We start from the raw sequence: 16,128 nt of genomic DNA, 5'->3' as shown, positions 1-16,128 counted from the left end.
AATATTCACTTGTCAATGAGCGACACCATCACCTCCGGCAAATCTGCGCCGGTCGCGCTAGGCGATATGTGATGGTGCATCCAAGGGCCAACTGATCGCCGACCCGGAAAAACCAATCTAGAGATGAGGCCGTTCTTTTGCAAGAAGTTTTTTCGTCTCTAGGCCGCTGCGAGCGCCCCTTGCGGAGCCGCCATCGTCGTGGCGGGCGGATATATAGTCGGGTGATTTCGGCCTGTCCAGGTGTTTTTTCGCTAATGTTCGCAGAACCGTCATGGGACGTTCCGCGCGCGGCCGCCAGGCGCGTCCAATCGCTGGAACTCCCAACGCATTTTCCTATAATTTGAGGCATGATCCCCTTGGCCCTACGGTGTATAGTAGGGCCCGCCATGCCGGAGGGCATGGGAAATGATACGCCGCGACAGGTCAACGGCGCGCCGACAGGGTAGATGACAGGGGACAGAATGCCTGATGTGACACTCCGACCAGCCGCCGTGACCGTTCTGGGCGCCCTGGGCGTCGTTCTGCTGGTCACAGGCTGTCAGATGAACCCGCTGACCAGCAGCAATAGCATCACCACCTCGGCCAGCGCCCCTGCCGGCGGCACGCGCAACGGCAGCCCGGCACCGCCGCCCGCCTTCTCGCAATTCAGCGACGTGCCGCTGCCGGCGAATGCCCGGATGGATCTGGACAAGACCATCATATTGGGCGCCGAGGATGGATGGATCGGCCGCCTCGCCCTCGACGCCAGCTACCCGCTGACCGAGATGTATGCTTTCTACGAGCGCGAAATGCCGAAATTCTCCTGGGACCGGATCACCGTGGTCCGCTCCTCGGTTACCACCATGACCTACGGCCGGGGCGCGCGGATCGCCACCATCACGCTGCAACCGAATGGCGGCAGCGCCACCACCGTCGATTTCACCGTGTCACCGCAGCGCATTTCGCGCTGAGCTACAGGATTCCCAGCTCGCGCAGCTCGGCCAGCATCTCCGGCGGCAAATCGGCCTCGCCACCGGCGGCATTACCACCCTGCCGGTCGAGGGGCGCGTCGGCCGGCTCCAGATAGCGCCAGCCCTGCATCGGGCGGTGCGGCTGGAGCTCGGTCTCCACCAGCGCCGGATCGAGCACGAGGCCGCATTTGCGCGTGCCCTCCACCGGGTCGATCACTTCGTCGAAGCCAATGATGCGCTGGCGCACCCGGATGAAGCCCTTGATCACCCAATAGAGCGACCCGCCCTCCAGCACCTCCTCGGCGCGGCGCGGCCAGTTGCGCGTGACATGGCGCAGCCGCGGCGTCTCCCCGGCGGCAAGCTGCTGCGCCCGGCGCTGGTCCTGCCAGTCGCGCAGCTCCTGGATGTCGTCGACGCCGACGCAGAGTTTCAGCAGATGCAGGCTCATCCTAGGCTCAACCTTCCCAGCGCCACCCACCAGAGATAATCGAGCGGGATAAGCACCGCCCAGGTCAGCAGCATCAGCGGCAGCGTCACCTTGGCCGCATCGCGTACCGATACGCCGCCGACCTGCAGCGCCACCAGCACCGGCGGCACCTGGTAGGGCAGCACCAGGGTCGAGAACCCCACCACCTGCAGCATCAGCACCGTCTCCAGCGGCATGCCGGTCGCGGCCGAGATATCGCCGGCGATCGGCGACAGGATGGCCGGGATGCCGGGCATGGTCGCCAGCATGCCCAGCACCATGCCGACAGCGGACAGGGCCGCGAAATTATAGCCGTCGGCGCCTTTTTCCAGATGCACGGCGTTCAGCAGCAGATGCGAGAGGTAGTCCCCGACCCCGCTGGAGGCGACCAGCGCCCCCAGCCCCAATATGCCGGCGACGTAGAAGAGCGGCCCCATCTGCACGTCGGTGCGGAAGCCCTGCGGCGTCACGATGGCGATCATCGGCAGCAGGCAGGCGACGCCGGCGGCCAGCGATATCCAGGCGGGCGAGATGCCGTGCAGCGTATCGGTGACGAAGAAGGCCAGCGCGATGCCCAGGATGATGGCCAGGTTGCGCTCGTCTCCCGCCAGCCTGGTGCGCTCGACCGGCGGCGCCTCGGCGGCGCGCACCGTGTCGGGGAAGATGCGGCAGATCAGCACCACCAGCAGCAGCGACTTCACCGCGCCCAGCACCGGGAAATGCAGCAGCAGATAGTCGAAATAGGTGATGACGATGCCGTGATAGGCCTCGGCCGCGCCGGCCAGCACATTGTTCGGCACATTGGCCGGCAGGATCGCCGCCGGCCCCAGGAAGCTGCCCAGCGCCACCGCCACCATCATACCGGTGCGCCCGTTGCTGCCGGGCGCGAAACCCAGCCGGTCGGCCAGCGCCAGGAAGATCGGCACCAGCAGCAACACCCGTCCCATGGTCGAGGGCATCAGGAAGGCCAGCGCGAGGCAGACCAGCACGACGCCGGAGATGACGCGGAAATAGGAGCCCGCCAGCCGGCCGACCAGCAATTCCGCGATGCGCCGGCCCAGCCCGGTCTTCTGCACGCCGGCGGCGATGATCAGCCCGCCGAACACCAGCCACAGCGCGCCGGCGGCAAAGCCGGAGAAGATCACCGGCGCGGGGGCGACCTTGAAGATCATCGCCAGCAGGAAGAAGCACACCGCCGTCAGATATTCCGGCAGCGCCCCGGTGGCCCAGAAGCCGATGGCGAAGACGGTCAGCGCGGCGGCGGCGGAGAAGCCGGCGGGCGCCCCCTCCGGCGACGGCAGGAACAGCACCAGCAGCGCCGTCGCCATGACCAGCAGCGCTGGCAGCCGGCCTTTTAAGGTCGTAATCGCCATGGTCACGACGCCTTCTTGCCGGCAATCGCCCTGGCGACCTTGGAGGCGGGCGGCCGGCCCAAAGCGTCGGAGATGAAGAAGGCGGTCTCCACCAGCGCATCGATATCGATGCCGGTCTCGATGCCAAGCCCGTTCAGCATATAGACCACATCCTCGGTGGCGACATTGCCGCTGGCCCCCTTGGCGTAGGGGCAGCCGCCCAGCCCGGCGACGGAGCTGTCGACGACCGACACCCCCTCCTCCAGTGCTGCATAGATATTGGCCAGCGCCTGGCCGTACGTGTCGTGGAAATGGACGGCCAGCCGGTCCATTGGAATGTCGGACGCGACGGCCCGCAGCATCGCCTTGGCCTTGCCTGGCGTGCCCACGCCGATGGTGTCGCCCAGCGACACCTCGTAGCAGCCCATCGCGAACAGCGCCTGGGAGACGGCGGCGACTGCTTCCGGCGCGATCTCGCCCTCATAGGGGCAGCCAAGCACGCAGGAGACATAGCCCCGCACACGGATGCCCGCGCCCCGTGCCGTCTCGGCGACCGGGCGGAAGCGCTCCAGACTCTCGGCGATGGAACAGTTGATATTGCGCTGGGAAAAGCTTTCCGAGGCCGCGCCAAACACCGCGATCTCCTCGACCCCGGCGGCCAGCGCCACTTCCAGGCCTTTCAGATTGGGCACCAGCACGGGATAGGCGGTGCCGGGCCGCTTCGAGATGGCGGCCAGCACCTGGGCGGTGTCGGCCATCTGGGGCACCCATTTCGGCGAAACGAAGCTGCCGGATTCGACCACCGGCAGGCCGGCGGCGCTCAACCGATCGATCAGCGCCACTTTCACGGCGGCGGGGATCACCTGCGCCTCGTTCTGCAGCCCGTCGCGCGGGCCAACCTCCACGATCTTCACGCGGCCGGGTAGCGCCATTTCTTCCGTCCCTGTCTTCGGCATGCTTTTGCCGCACTGTAGCGACAAGCCCGCCCCGCCGACCACATGGAATCCGCCAGGGCTGTTATGCCGAAGACTGGCAAGCCGCCCGGTGCCTCGCGGCACCGTCCGCTATATATAATCCGACTCGCCCTGCGGAGCCCGAAGCTACGCGGAACGTTCGAAACTGAGCAACTCGGCGCCGTCTTCGACTAGATCGCCGACCTGATAATGAATTTCCGAGACCGTGCCATCGGCCGGGGCGGCGATGGTGTGCTCCATCTTCATCGCCTCCATCACGATCAACGCAGCACCCTTCTCCACTGAGGCGCCGGCCTCGATCAGCACCTGGACGATCTTGCCCGGCATCGGCGCGGTGAAGCGCGCGCCCTGCCCCTCGGCCATCGCCTCGGCGGCGAGCAGCGGGTCAATCAGCGCCAGCCGACGGCTGGGCAGGCCGCCGCCGGGAAACACGGTTAGCTCCAGCCCATCGCGGATCACCGTCGCAGCGCTGCGCACGCCATCCAGCGTGACGATCATGTCGCCGCTGGAGCCGGCGGCGACCGTGGCGTCCCGGCTGCCGCCCGGCAGGTCGAGGCGATAGCCCTCGCGGCGGAAATGCACGGTCACTTCCCGCTCGGCCTCGCCATCCTTGAAACGCAGCGTGTGGTGCGATTCGTCGTTCAGCCGCCAGCCCGTCACGGCGTGCCAGGGCGATGAAGGATCGCCCGACAGCGCAGCGGCCTCACAGGCGGCGCGCTGGCGGTCGGCCATGAAGGCCAGCGCGGCCAGCGCCAGGTGGGTATCCTCCGCCGGCCTTTCGGCGGGCAGCAATTCCGCCTCATGTTCGGCGATGAAGCCGGTATGCACCTCGCCTGCGGCGAAAGCCGGATGCCCGGCAAGGGCGGCCAGGAAATCGATATTGGTGGTGAAGCCGGCCACCTTGGTGCCGCGCAGCGCCTGGCGCAGCCGGGCCAGCGCCGCCGCGCGGTCGGGGCCATGGACGATCAGCTTGGCGATCATCGGGTCGTAATGGACGGAGACGGTATCGCCCTCCCGCACGCCGGTATCGATACGCACCGATGCGCTCTCCGCCGGGAAACGCAGCGCTGCCAGCCGGCCGGTCTGCGGCACGAAATCGCGCGCCGGGTCCTCGGCATAGAGCCGCACCTCGAAGGCGTGGCCGCCGATGGCGAGCTGCTCCTGGCGCAGCGGCAGCGCTTCGCCGGCCGCGACGCGAAGCTGCCACTCCACCAGATCCAGGCCGGTGATCATCTCGGTCACCGGATGCTCGACCTGCAGGCGGGTGTTCATCTCCATGAAGAAGAAATCGCCGCCGGCATCGACGATGAATTCCACCGTGCCCGCCCCGACATAGCCGATGGCCTTGGCCGCCGCGACGGCGGCAGCGCCCATCTCGCGCCGGCGTTCCTCGGTCATGCCCGGGGCCGGGGCTTCCTCGATCACCTTCTGGTGCCGGCGCTGGACCGAGCAGTCGCGCTCGAACAGCGAGACGCAATTGCCGTGACTGTCAGCGAAGACCTGAATTTCGATATGGCGCGGACGAATCAGATATTTCTCGATCAGCACCTGCTCGTCGCCGAAGGAGGCCGCCGCCTCGCGCTTGGCGGAAGCAAGCTGGCCGGCGAAATCCACCGGCTTCTCCACCACCTTCATGCCCTTGCCGCCACCGCCGGCCGAGGCCTTGATCAGCACCGGATAGCCGATGCGGTTGGCCTGATGCTCCAGGAAGGCTGCGTCCTGGTCCTCGCCGTGATAGCCCGGCACCAGCGGCACGCCGGCCTTTTCCATGAGCTGCTTGGCCGCCGATTTCGACCCCATCGCCTCAATGGCGCCGGCTGGCGGGCCGACGAAGAGAATGCCCGCCGCCGCACAGGCCTTGGCGAAGGCCGCATTCTCCGACAGGAAGCCATAGCCGGGATGGATCGCATCCGCCCCTGCCTTCCTGGCGACGTCCAGGATGGCGTCCCTGCGCAGATAGGAGTCGCGCGCCGGGGCCGGGCCGATGGGCCAGGCCTCGTCGCAACTGGCGACATGCAGGCTGCCGGCGTCGGCATCGGAATAGACCGCGATGGTGCGGATACCCATCCGGCGGGCGGTGCGGGCGACCCGGCAGGCGATCTCGCCGCGATTGGCGATCAGCAGCGTGCCGATCGTCATTGCGCGACCCAGTTCGGCTTGCGCTTTTCCAGGAAGGCGGCGATGCCCTCCTTGCCTTCCGGGGTGGCGCGGGTGCGGGCGATGCGCGCGGCGGTGTCGCGCCGCAGATTGCCGTCCAGCTCCTTGCCTTCGATGGCGGCGATCAGATCCTTGGCCGCGCGGGTCGCCATCGGGCCGGCCAGCAGCAGCGTGGCGACCATCTCATCTACCGCCGCGTCGAGCTGATCGGCGGGCACCACCTCATGCAGCAGGCCGATGCGCTTGGCGGTCTCGGCGTCGAACCGCTCGCCGGTCAGGAAATAGCGCCGGGCCTGGCGGGTGCCGATGGCGCGCAGCACATAGGGGCCGATGGCCGCCGGAATGATGCCGAGACGCACTTCCGACAGGGAGAATTTGGCGCTATCGACGGCAATCGCGATATCGCAGCAGGCGACCAGCCCGACCCCGCCGCCCATCGCCGCCCCCTGGATGCGGCCGACGACCGGCATCGGCAGGCTGTCCAGCGCCTCCATCAGCTCGGTCAACGCGACCGCGTCGGTGAAATTCTCGCGCTCGCCATAAGACGCCATGCGCTGCATCCAGCCGAGATCGGCCCCGGCGGAGAAGCTTTTGCCCTCCGAGGCCAGAATCAGCAGCCGGATCGACGCATCCTCGGCGATCTCCTTCAGCAGCGCCGTCATCTCGCCGATCAGAACATCGTCGAAGGCGTTGTGAATATCCGGCCGGTTGAGGCGCAGCGTCGCCACGCCGTCCGGCCGCCTGGTCAAGGTCAGGGTGGGATCGGCCATGGCGCGTTTTCTCCGTTCAGGCTTCGTAATGGACGGCGACCAGCCGGTCCAGCAGCCGCACGCCGTAGCCGGAAGCCCCCTTCGGCACGGTCGGCTTGTCCTTGTAGGCCCAGGCGACGCCGGCGATGTCCAGATGCACCCAGGGCACATCGTTGGTGAAGCGCTTCAGGAACATCGCGGCGGTGATGGAGCCGCCCGGCCGGCCGCCGACATTCTTCATGTCGGCCGCATCGGTATTCAGCTCCTTGTCGTAGGAATCGCCGATCGGCATGCGCCAGACGGTTTCGCCGATCTCCTTGCCGCAGGCGGCGATCTGTTCGGCCAGGCCATCGTCGCTGGCGAACATGCCGGCATGCTCATGGCCCAGCGAAATGATGATCGCGCCGGTCAGCGTGGCGAGATCGACCATGAAGCGCGGCTTGAAGCGGTCCTGGCAGTACCACAGGCAATCGGCCAGCACGAGTCGGCCTTCGGCGTCGGTGTTGATGACCTCGATGGTCTGGCCGGACATCGAGGTGACGATGTCGCCCGGGCGCTGGGCGTTACCGTCCGGCATGTTCTCGACCAGCCCGACGATGCCGATGACATTGGCCTTCGCCTTACGGCCGGCCAGCGCCTTCATCAGCCCGATGACGGTGCCGGAGCCGCCCATGTCCCACTTCATCTCCTCCATGCCGCCGGCCGGCTTAATCGAGATGCCGCCGGTGTCGAAGGTGACACCCTTGCCGATGAAGGCCAGCGGCGCCTCCTTCGATTTCGGCGCGCCCTTCCACTGCATGATCACCATCTTGGGCTCGCGCACGCTGCCCTGGGCCACGCCCAGCAGCGCGCCCATGCCCAGCTTCTTCATTTCCTTCTGCCCCAGCACCTCGACCTCGACGCCCAGATCGGTCAGGCCCTTGGCGACATCGGCCAGGGTTTCGGGATAGATGATGTTGCCCGGCTCGGACACCACGTCGCGGGTCAGGAACACGCCCTCGGCGATGGCTTCCAGATCGCCGAACAGCTTCTTGGCAGTCGAAGCCTTGTCGGTCAGCACCGTCAGCTTCTTCAGCGTCGGCTTGTCCTCGGCCTTTTCCTTGGTGCGGTATTTGTCGAAACGGTAGCTGCGCAGCAGCGCGCCATAGGCGGCGTGCGCGGCAATGACCGCCAGTTCCTCGGCCTTGCCCTCGGCGCCCTCGACCCACAGCGCCGCCTCCGTCTCGCCGGAGGAGGCCAGCGCGGCATAGACATTGCCGCCCATTTCCTCGGCCCAGCCCGGCCCCATATCTTCCGGCTTGCCCATGCCGTACAGCACCACGCGCGAGAACTCGACGCCGGCCGGGGCCAGAACCACCACGGTCTTGTGCGCCTTGCCGGTGAAGCGGCTGGCGACCATCGCGCGGGTCAGCATACCGCCGCTGCGAATATCGAGATCGGCGGCGGCCGCGCCGAACTTGCTGTCCTCCATCACCCCGACGACGAGAGCGCCCTTGGCAGGCGTTTCGGGCTTTGCGAAACCGATCTTCATGAAGGCTCTCCTGGATACAGGCTTTTTCATTCGATGCTGCCCGCGTCTATAGCACAGCCCCGGCGCGCAACGCACCCCGGCTTCGGCGGCGCTGCCGGCAAACCTGGGGTGAGGCCGGCGCAAGGATGGGGTGAGAAGCGGTTATGGGGACCAAGAAAAGCAGCGAAAAGCCTTTACGCAAAAGGTAAACTCGGATACCCCCAGCCAGGGAGTTCCCGAAGCAAAGGCTGTATTCGCAAGCATGTTTCGCCGCATCGACCGCTATATCGTCCGGCAGCTCGTGGTGGCCATCGTTTACGTGCTGATCTGCCTGACGGCGGCGATCTGGCTGACGCAATCGCTGCGTCTGGTCGATCTGATCGTCAATCGCGGGCTGCCGCTCAGCACCTTCCTGTATCTCACCGTGCTGCTGCTGCCCCAGTTTCTCGCCCTGGTGCTGCCCATCGCCTGTTTTTCCGCCATCCTGTTCACCTATAACCGGATGATCGGGGATTCCGAGATGGTGGTGCTGTTCGGCTCCGGCATGAGCCCGCTTTCGCTGGCCCGGCCGGCGCTGGTGGCGGCCATCGCGGTGACGGCGATCGGCTATGCGCTGATGATGTATTTCATGCCAGCCGCCTATCGCGACTTCAAGGACATGCAGTTCGAGGTGCGCAACACCTATTCCAACGTGCTGCTGCGCGAGGGCGTGTTCACCAGCATGGGCGACAAGCTGACGGTTTATATCCGCCAGCAGACCAGCGAAGGCCAGCTTTTCGGCATCCTGATTCATGATGGCCGCCAGCCCGGCAAACCGGAAACGCTGATCGCCGAGCAGGGCGCGCTGGTCACCACCGAGACCGGGCCGCGCGTCGTGCTGGTGAATGGCAACCGCCAGGCGCTGGACGAACAGGGCCGGCTGACCACCCTCTACTTCGACCGCTATACCGTCGAGATCGGCAGCATGCAGCAGGCCGCCGGCGAGCGCTGGCGCGAACCGCGCGAGCGGTTCTTTCACGAGTTGCTGGTGGTGAGCGACAATGCCGACGATGTACGCTTCCGCAACCGGCTGCGCACCGAGGCGCATGACCGGCTCGCCAGCCCGCTGCTCAGCATCAGCTACGCGCTGATCGGGCTGGCCTGCCTGTTCAGCGGCGAATTCTCCCGCCGGGGCCGGCCCTACCGGCTGCTGACCGCGGTGCTGCTGGTGTTCGGCTGTCAGGCGCTCTACATGGCCAGCATCACGCTGGCGAACCGGATGCCGGCGGCGGCCGGGCTGATGTATGCCTGCGCCGTGGTGCCGGCGCTGATCAGCCTGTTCGTGCTGCTGCATCGCCGTCGCCGTCCGCCCGTCAGCCTGGAGGCCGCCAGCGCATGAGCCTCGCCAGCTTCAGCCGGGCGCGAATCCGCCTCTCCTTCACCCTGTCCTGCTATCTGGGGCAGCATTTCCTGATGCTGTTCGCCAGCGTGTTCCTGGGCATCATGGCGATCGTCTTCATCGCCGACACGGTGGAGCTGCTACGCCGCGCCTCCTCGCATCAGGATGTCGGCTTCCGCACGGTCTTGACCATGGCGCTGCTGAAGCAGCCCAACATGGCGCAGATCATCCTGCCTTTCGTGGTGCTGTTCGCCGGGCTGCTGTCGCTGACCCGCCTCACCCGCTCGCAGGAGCTGGTGGTGGCCCGCGCGGCCGGCATCTCGGTCTGGCAGTTCCTGGCCCCGGCGCTGATCTGCGCGCTGCTGATCGGCGGTTTCCGGGTCACCATCTTCAACCCCTTCGCCTCCATCCTGACGGCGCGCTACGAGTTTCTGGAGCGCAGCAACCTGGACTGGAACACCAATCTTCTGTCGGTGTCCGACGCCGGCCTGTGGGTGCGCCAGGCCAACGGCGACGGCTCCTCCATCCTGCATGCCGAGGGCGTCGACCCGGCGACCCAGGTGTTCCGCGGCATCATCGTCTTCCTGTACGACAAGAACGAGCAATTCACCGGCCGGATCGACGCGGCGCGCGCCCGCCTGGCGCCTGGCGCCTGGCAGTTCGAGCAGGTGGTGGTGAAAAGCGGCGACGAGCAGCCGCGCAGCCTGGACAGCTACCGGCTATCGACCGACCTGACGCTGGAGAATCTGCAAGACAGCTTCGCCCCGCCGGAAACCATGTCGTTCTGGGAGCTGCCGCGCTTCATCAAAGTGCTGGAGGATGCCGGCTTTTCGGCGCAGCGCCACCGGCTCTATCTGCACTCCCTGCTGGCCAGCCCGTTGCTGTTGTGCGCCATGGTGCTGATCGCCGCAAGCTTCTCGCTGCGATTGACGCGGCGTGGTGGTACGCTGACTGTCGCATCGGGGGGGTTATTCGCGGGTTTCCTTTTGTACTTCTGTACGGATTTAGTCTATGCCCTTGGTCTGTCGGGCAGAATCCCTGTCGAGCTTGCCGCGTGGACGCCGGCGGCAGTCAGTCTGCTGCTGGGCGTCTCCCTGCTGATCCACCTTGAGGATGGTTAGGTCTTGCTGCAGCATTTGTTATTCCCGCTCGCGTTGCTGCTCGGCCTGGCGACGCTGACGGCCCCTCTCCTCGCGCAGCAATCCGGTCCCGCCCAGGAGAACCGGCAGGACCCGCCCGTTCTGCTGACGGCCGACGAGGTGGATTACGACGAGGAGCTGATGCTCGTCACCGCGCGGGGCAATGTCGAGGTGGCGCAGGCCAACCGCGTGGTGACCGCCGATCTGGTCACCTACAACCAGAAGACCGATACGGTCACCGCGACCGGCAATGTCGTACTGCTGGAGCCGACCGGCGAGGTCGTGTTCGCCGATTACGCCGAGCTGCAGGGCGACATGAAGGACGGCTTCATCGATCAACTGCGGCTTTTGTTGACCGATAATTCGCGCCTCGCCGCCAATAATGCGCGCCGCATCGGCGGCACCCGCAAGGAGATGAGCCGCGCCGTCTATTCTCCGTGCGACCTGTGCAAGACCGATCCGACCCGCGCCCCGCTGTGGCAGTTGAAGGCGCGCGAGGTGATCCATGACGAGGAAGCGAAGGATCTGATCTACCACGACGCGGTGATGGAGATTTTCGGTGTCCCCATCGCCTACACGCCCTATTTCAGCCATCCCGACCCCACGGTCGAGAGGCGCAGCGGCGTGCTGCCGCCGCGGATCGGCTATTCCGACAATCTGGGCGCGGTGCTGGGCGTGCCCTATTATTATACCTTCTCGCCGCAAAGCGACATGACTCTCGAGCCGGTCTACATGTCGGAAGAAGGCAGCTTGTTGCTCGGCGAATACCGGCAGCGCTTCAGCAATGGCGAGATCACGCTGGGCGGCAGCGTCGCCCTGGTGGAGGAGCGCGAGGCCGGTCGGCGCACCGGCGACAAGGCGACCCAGGGGCATATCGACAGCAGCGGCGTGTTTCACCTCAACGAGCGCTGGCGCGCGGGCTTCGACATAGAGCATGTCAGCAACCGCACCTATCTCGAACGCTACGATCTGCAGACCAAGGACATCCTGACCAGCCGGCTGTATGCCGAGCGCTTCACGCCGAACGCCTATACCTCGATCGCCAGCTACCGCTTCCAGGGCCTGCGCTTCTTCGATGTCGACGAGGAGACGCCGCTGGTCGCCCCCTATGTGCAGCACCGGGTGATGACGCCGGGTTTCAGCGATCTGGGCGGCTATTTCACGCTCGACACCACCGCGCTGTCGTTGACGCGCGATGTCGGCGTGGACAGCCACCGCGCCTCCGTGGTTTCGGGCTATCACCTGCCCTATTACGCGCCGTCGGGCGAAATCCTCTCGCTGACGGCGACGCTGCAAACCGACGTCTACCAGACCCAGGATCTGGTCGACCCGCTGAACCCGAACCGCAATTACGACGGCACCGCCGGCCGCGTCTTTCCGCAATTGGCGCTGGGTTGGCGCTATCCCTTCGTGCGCAACAGCGGATCCGTGCAGCAGCTTATCGAGCCGATCGCCAATGTCGTGATCAGCCCGAACGGCAGCAATCCCGACGACATTTCGAACGAGGACAGCCAGGCGCTGATCTTCGATTCAACGAACCTGTTCAGTCTCAATCGCTTCGCCGGCGTCGACCGGGTCTCCAGCGGCACGCGCTTCGATTACGGCATGAATTTCGGCCTGTATGGCGATCGCGGCGGTTCCACCACCCTGTTCCTCGGCCAAAGCTACCGGCTGCGCGAGGACGACACCTACGAGATCGGCACCGGCCTGGAGGATAATAAGTCCGACTATGTCGGCCGGCTGCAGGTCTCGCCCAACCAGTATCTCGACATGGTCTACCGCTTCCGGCTGGACAGCGAGACGCTGGACTTCAATCGCAACGAGCTGTCGCTCTATGCCGGTCCGTCGGATTTCCGGGTCAATCTGAACTATGTGAAGCTGCCGCTGCAGGCGGCGACCGCACAGTTCGGCGATCGCGAGGAATTGTCGGGCGGCTTCATTGCGCAGCTCGACCGCTATTGGCGCTTCGGCACCCGGGCGGTGCGCGAGCTTGGCGACGATGCCGGCATGCGCGACATTCGCGCCACGCTGGCCTATGCCGATGAATGCTTCCTGCTGGGCGTGACCTATCGTCGCGAATTCACCAACGATATCGGGCTGGAACCGGACAACGCCATCTACTTTCGCGTCGAGTTCAAGAATCTGGGCGCGCTCGGCGACAATGACGGCGTATTCTGACCTGCGTCGGCGGCCGGATATTTTTCCCGGCAGCCGGCTTGCGCCGGAGCGAGCGGAAGGGTACCTCTCCTAACATGACTTATCAGCCGACATCCCGCCGCCCGGCGCGCTTCAGCGTGTTCGCCCTGCTGTTCCTGCTGCTCGCGGCAACGCTGCCCCAACCCGCGGCCGCACAGGGCTCGGCGCTGCGCATCGCCGCCGTGGTCAATGACCAGATCATCTCGCTGCTTGACCTCGATATCCGAATCTCGCTGACCATCTTCGGCGCCGGCCTGCCGAACAGCCAGGAGACGCGCCAGCGCCTGGCCCCGCAAGTGCTGCGCGGGCTGATCGACGAGCGCTTGCAGATGCAGGAGGCCAAGCGCCTGAACATCTCCGTCAGCGACGCCGAAATCAACGAGGCGATCCGCCGGATCGAGACGCAGAACCGCATGCAGCCCGGCATGCTGGACCAGGCTTTGCAGCAGCGCGGGATTCCCAAGCAGACGCTGATCGAGCAGATCAACGCCACCCTGGCCTGGCGCCGGGTGGTCAGCCGCCGCTTCGTCGGCGCCGCAGAGGTCAGCGACGACGAGATTTCCGAGCAGTTGGCGCAGATCGAATCCCGGCGCGGCAAGCCGGAAAACCTGGTGCAGGAAATCCTGCTGCCGGTCGATTCCCCGGATCGCGACGAGGAAGTCCGCGCCTTCGCAGACCGGCTGATCCAGCAATTGCGCGACGGCGCCGGCTTCGATGCGCTGGCCCGGCAGTTCAGCCAGAGCGCCTCGGCCCGCAATGGCGGCGATATCGGCTGGGTCGTGCCGGAAGAGATGGATTCGCCGCTGGCCGATGCCCTCAATAATCTCCAGCCCGGCGAGGTGTCGCCGCCGATCCGCACCGTGCTGGGCTATTATATCCTGCGTCTGCAGGACCGCCGGGTGCGCGAGCAGGCCCCGCAGACCGAGGCGCGCGTCACCCTGCGCCAGATGCCGCTGCCGGTTCCCGCCGATGCCCCGCCGGAGCGGGTCGACGAGATCGCCGCGCAGATGCGCGCCGCCATCGCCCAGGCCGACGGGTGCGGCGGCCTCGCCGCGGTCGCCGAGCAATTCAATGCCCCGGCGCCGCTCGATCTCGGCACGCTGCGCCTGGGCGACCTGGCGCCGCTGATCCAGCGCGCCATCGGCAATCTGGAAATCGGCCGCGCCAGCGAGACCGTCGCCCTGCCGGGCGGGGCCGCGCTGATCGTGGTGTGCGAGCGTGAGGCGACCATGAGCGACCTGCCGTCGCGCGCGGAAATCCGCCAGCGGCTGGAGAACGACAAGCTGGATGTGCTGGCCCGCCGCCTGATGCGCGACCTGCGGCGCGCTGCCTTCGTCGACATCCGCATCTGAGGCCGCGATGGCCGGGCTTCTGCCGCTCGCGCTGACCATGGGCGAACCGGCCGGCATCGGCGCGGAGATCGCGCTGAAGGTCTGGGCCGCGCGCACGGCGGCACTGCCCTGCTTTTTCCTGATCGACGATCCGCAACGCCTGGAGGCGCTGGCCGAAAGGCTGGGCCTCGCCGTGCCGGTGGTCGCCATCGAACGGCCAGCCGAGGCGGCGGCGATCTTTCCCATCGCCCTGCCGGTGCTGCCGCAGACCCTGGCCGCCCCCGTGATTTCCGGCAAGCCGGACCCGGCCAACGCGCCGGCCGTGATCCAGGCCATCGACCGGGCCGTCGCCCTGGTGCAGGCCGGCGAGGCCGCTGCCGTGGTCACCAACCCGATCCAGAAGCAGACGCTCTACGAGGCCGGCTTTCGCCATCCCGGCCATACCGAATATCTGGCGGAGCTGGCCGGCCCCGGCGCGCAGGCCGTCATGATGCTGGCCTGCCGGGCGCTGAAGGTGGTGCCGGTCACCATCCATGTGCCGCTGGCTACGGTGCCCGGCCTGCTGACGGCGGAATCCATCGCCTCGGTCGGGCGGATCACCGCCGCCGCCTTGCGCCGCGATTTCGGCGTCGCGCAGCCCCGCCTCGCCATCGCCGGGCTGAACCCGCATGCCGGCGAGCAGGGCGCCATCGGCCGGGAGGATGTCGAGATCGTCGCCCCGGCGGTCGAGAAGCTGTGCGCCGAGGGCATCGATGCGCGCGGGCCGCTGTCGGCCGACACGCTGTTTCACGCCGAGGCGCGCGCAACCTACGACGCGGCGCTGTGCATGTATCACGACCAGGCGCTGATCCCGATCAAGACGCTGGATTTCCACGGCGGGGTGAATGTGACGCTGGGCCTGCCCTTCGTGCGCACCTCGCCCGACCATGGCACGGCCCTGGCCATCGCCGGCACTGGCGCCGCGAACGAGTCCAGCCTGCGGGAGGCGATCATCCTGGCCGGCGAGATGGCCGCCCGCCGCCGCGCCCATGGATGACGTCCAGGCGGCCATCGCCGCCTTGCCGCCGCTGCGCGACGTGCTCGCCGCCAACGATCTGGCGGCGAAGAAGCAGCTCGGCCAGAATTTCCTGCTCGATCTGAACCTGACCGGCCGCATCGCCCGCAGCGCCGGCGATCTGAGCCAGGGCACCACCATCGAGATCGGCCCCGGCCCCGGCGGCCTGACGCGCGCGCTGCTGCTGGCCGGTGCCACCAATCTGGTCGCCATCGAGCGCGACCGCCGCTGCATCGCCGCGTTGCAGCCGCTGGTCGAGGCCGCCGCCGGCCGGCTGACGCTGATCGAGGCCGACGCGCTGGAGATCGACATCGCCAGCCTCGGCCCCGGTCCGCGCCGCATCGTCGCCAACCTGCCCTACAATATCGCCACCGTGCTGCTGATGGGCTGGCTCGACCGGCTGGACGATCTGGAGAGCATGATTCTGATGTTCCAGAAGGAGGTCGGCGACCGGCTGCGCGCCAAGCCGGGCAGCGACGCCTTCGGCCGGCTGTCGGTGATCACGCAATGGCTGTGCACCGCCTCTGCCGTCTTCGACATCCCGCCGCGCGCCTTCACGCCGCCGCCCAAGGTGGTCTCCACCGTCATCCGGCTCGACCCGCGCCCGCAACCGCTGGCCCCGGCGGTCAAGCCGATCCTGGAACGCGTCACCGCCGCCGCCTTCGGCCAGCGCCGCAAGATGCTGCGCCAGAGCCTGAAGACGCTTGGCCTCGACCCGCTGCCGCTTCTGTCCGCCACCGGCATCGATCCGACCTGGCGCGCCGAACAGCTCACCATCGAACAATTCTGCGCCCTTGCGGAGGCCGTGCGGCAAAGCGGCTGAAAGGCGCAGCCCTGAGGGGCGCTCACTCCCCTCATGCTGAGGAGCGCCG

At 66.9% G+C, this 16,128-nt stretch carries 13 protein-coding genes; 7 read left to right on the top strand and 6 right to left on the bottom strand.

From position 1 onward, the window contains the following. Positions 1–470 precede the first annotated feature (470 nt). The gene (locus AUP43_RS16515) at positions 471–950 is read left to right on the top strand and encodes a hypothetical protein (RefSeq protein ID WP_157089401.1); all 480 of its coding nucleotides are present in this window, start codon (positions 471–473) and stop codon (positions 948–950) included. Between the two features lies 1 nt (position 951). Here AUP43_RS16515 and AUP43_RS16510 read toward each other — a convergent pair whose 3' ends face one another. The 6 genes from AUP43_RS16510 to AUP43_RS16485 form a co-directional block, all read right to left on the bottom strand. Then, a complete protein-coding gene (locus AUP43_RS16510) occupies positions 952–1,398 on the bottom strand; it encodes a DUF1489 family protein (RefSeq protein WP_067559688.1) in 447 nt (148 codons plus the stop codon). Next, the gene (locus AUP43_RS16505) at positions 1,395–2,789 is read right to left on the bottom strand and encodes an SLC13 family permease (RefSeq protein ID WP_067559685.1); all 1,395 of its coding nucleotides are present in this window, start codon (positions 2,787–2,789) and stop codon (positions 1,395–1,397) included. The genes AUP43_RS16510 and AUP43_RS16505 overlap by 4 nt, the downstream gene beginning before the upstream one ends. Before the next feature lie 2 nt (positions 2,790–2,791). Then, the gene (locus tag AUP43_RS16500) at positions 2,792–3,700 is read right to left on the bottom strand and encodes a hydroxymethylglutaryl-CoA lyase (protein ID WP_067559682.1); all 909 of its coding nucleotides are present in this window, start codon (positions 3,698–3,700) and stop codon (positions 2,792–2,794) included. Between the two features lie 168 nt (positions 3,701–3,868). Beyond that, positions 3,869–5,881, bottom strand: coding sequence for an acetyl/propionyl/methylcrotonyl-CoA carboxylase subunit alpha (locus AUP43_RS16495; RefSeq protein WP_067559679.1), 2,013 nt, complete (start codon positions 5,879–5,881; stop codon positions 3,869–3,871). Beyond that, the gene (locus AUP43_RS16490) at positions 5,878–6,669 is read right to left on the bottom strand and encodes an enoyl-CoA hydratase/isomerase family protein (RefSeq protein ID WP_067559676.1); all 792 of its coding nucleotides are present in this window, start codon (positions 6,667–6,669) and stop codon (positions 5,878–5,880) included. The genes AUP43_RS16495 and AUP43_RS16490 overlap by 4 nt, the downstream gene beginning before the upstream one ends. A 16-nt stretch (positions 6,670–6,685) precedes the next feature. Further along, positions 6,686–8,179, bottom strand: a complete 1,494-nt coding sequence (locus AUP43_RS16485) for a leucyl aminopeptidase (RefSeq protein ID WP_067559673.1) — start codon at positions 8,177–8,179, stop codon at positions 6,686–6,688. A 241-nt stretch (positions 8,180–8,420) separates the two neighbouring features. On the opposite strand from AUP43_RS16485, the gene lptF reads away from it, so the two are divergent. The 6 genes from lptF to rsmA all read left to right on the top strand — a co-directional run bounded on the left by lptF (position 8,421) and on the right by rsmA (position 16,079). Continuing rightward, positions 8,421–9,536, top strand: coding sequence for an LPS export ABC transporter permease LptF (lptF, locus tag AUP43_RS16480; protein ID WP_067559669.1), 1,116 nt, complete (start codon positions 8,421–8,423; stop codon positions 9,534–9,536). Continuing rightward, on the top strand, positions 9,533–10,657 hold the full coding sequence (gene lptG, locus AUP43_RS16475) for an LPS export ABC transporter permease LptG (protein WP_067559666.1): 1,125 nt from the start codon (positions 9,533–9,535) through the stop codon (positions 10,655–10,657). The genes lptF and lptG overlap by 4 nt, the downstream gene beginning before the upstream one ends. Before the next feature lie 3 nt (positions 10,658–10,660). Beyond that, positions 10,661–12,853 carry an LPS-assembly protein LptD gene (locus tag AUP43_RS16470; protein WP_067559663.1) on the top strand — a complete coding sequence of 731 codons (2,193 nt, stop codon included), beginning with the start codon at positions 10,661–10,663 and terminating at the stop codon, positions 12,851–12,853. A gap of 74 nt (positions 12,854–12,927) precedes the next feature. Continuing rightward, positions 12,928–14,223 (top strand): peptidylprolyl isomerase, encoded by a 1,296-nt coding sequence (locus tag AUP43_RS16465; RefSeq protein ID WP_067559660.1) that lies wholly within the window; start codon positions 12,928–12,930, stop codon positions 14,221–14,223. 7 nt (positions 14,224–14,230) lie between these two features. After that, positions 14,231–15,238: a 4-hydroxythreonine-4-phosphate dehydrogenase PdxA gene (pdxA, locus tag AUP43_RS16460; RefSeq protein ID WP_067559657.1), complete on the top strand. Its 1,008-nt coding sequence runs from the start codon at positions 14,231–14,233 to the stop codon at positions 15,236–15,238. Then, positions 15,231–16,079 carry a 16S rRNA (adenine(1518)-N(6)/adenine(1519)-N(6))-dimethyltransferase RsmA gene (rsmA, locus tag AUP43_RS16455; RefSeq protein WP_067559654.1) on the top strand — a complete coding sequence of 283 codons (849 nt, stop codon included), beginning with the start codon at positions 15,231–15,233 and terminating at the stop codon, positions 16,077–16,079. The genes pdxA and rsmA overlap by 8 nt, the downstream gene beginning before the upstream one ends. The last annotated feature ends 49 nt before the right edge of the window (positions 16,080–16,128 follow it).

This window comes from Oceanibaculum pacificum (assembly GCF_001618175.1).
GTDB classification, from domain to species: domain Bacteria; phylum Pseudomonadota; class Alphaproteobacteria; order Oceanibaculales; family Oceanibaculaceae; genus Oceanibaculum; species Oceanibaculum pacificum.
This window is presented reverse-complemented; position numbering and strand designations above follow the sequence as displayed.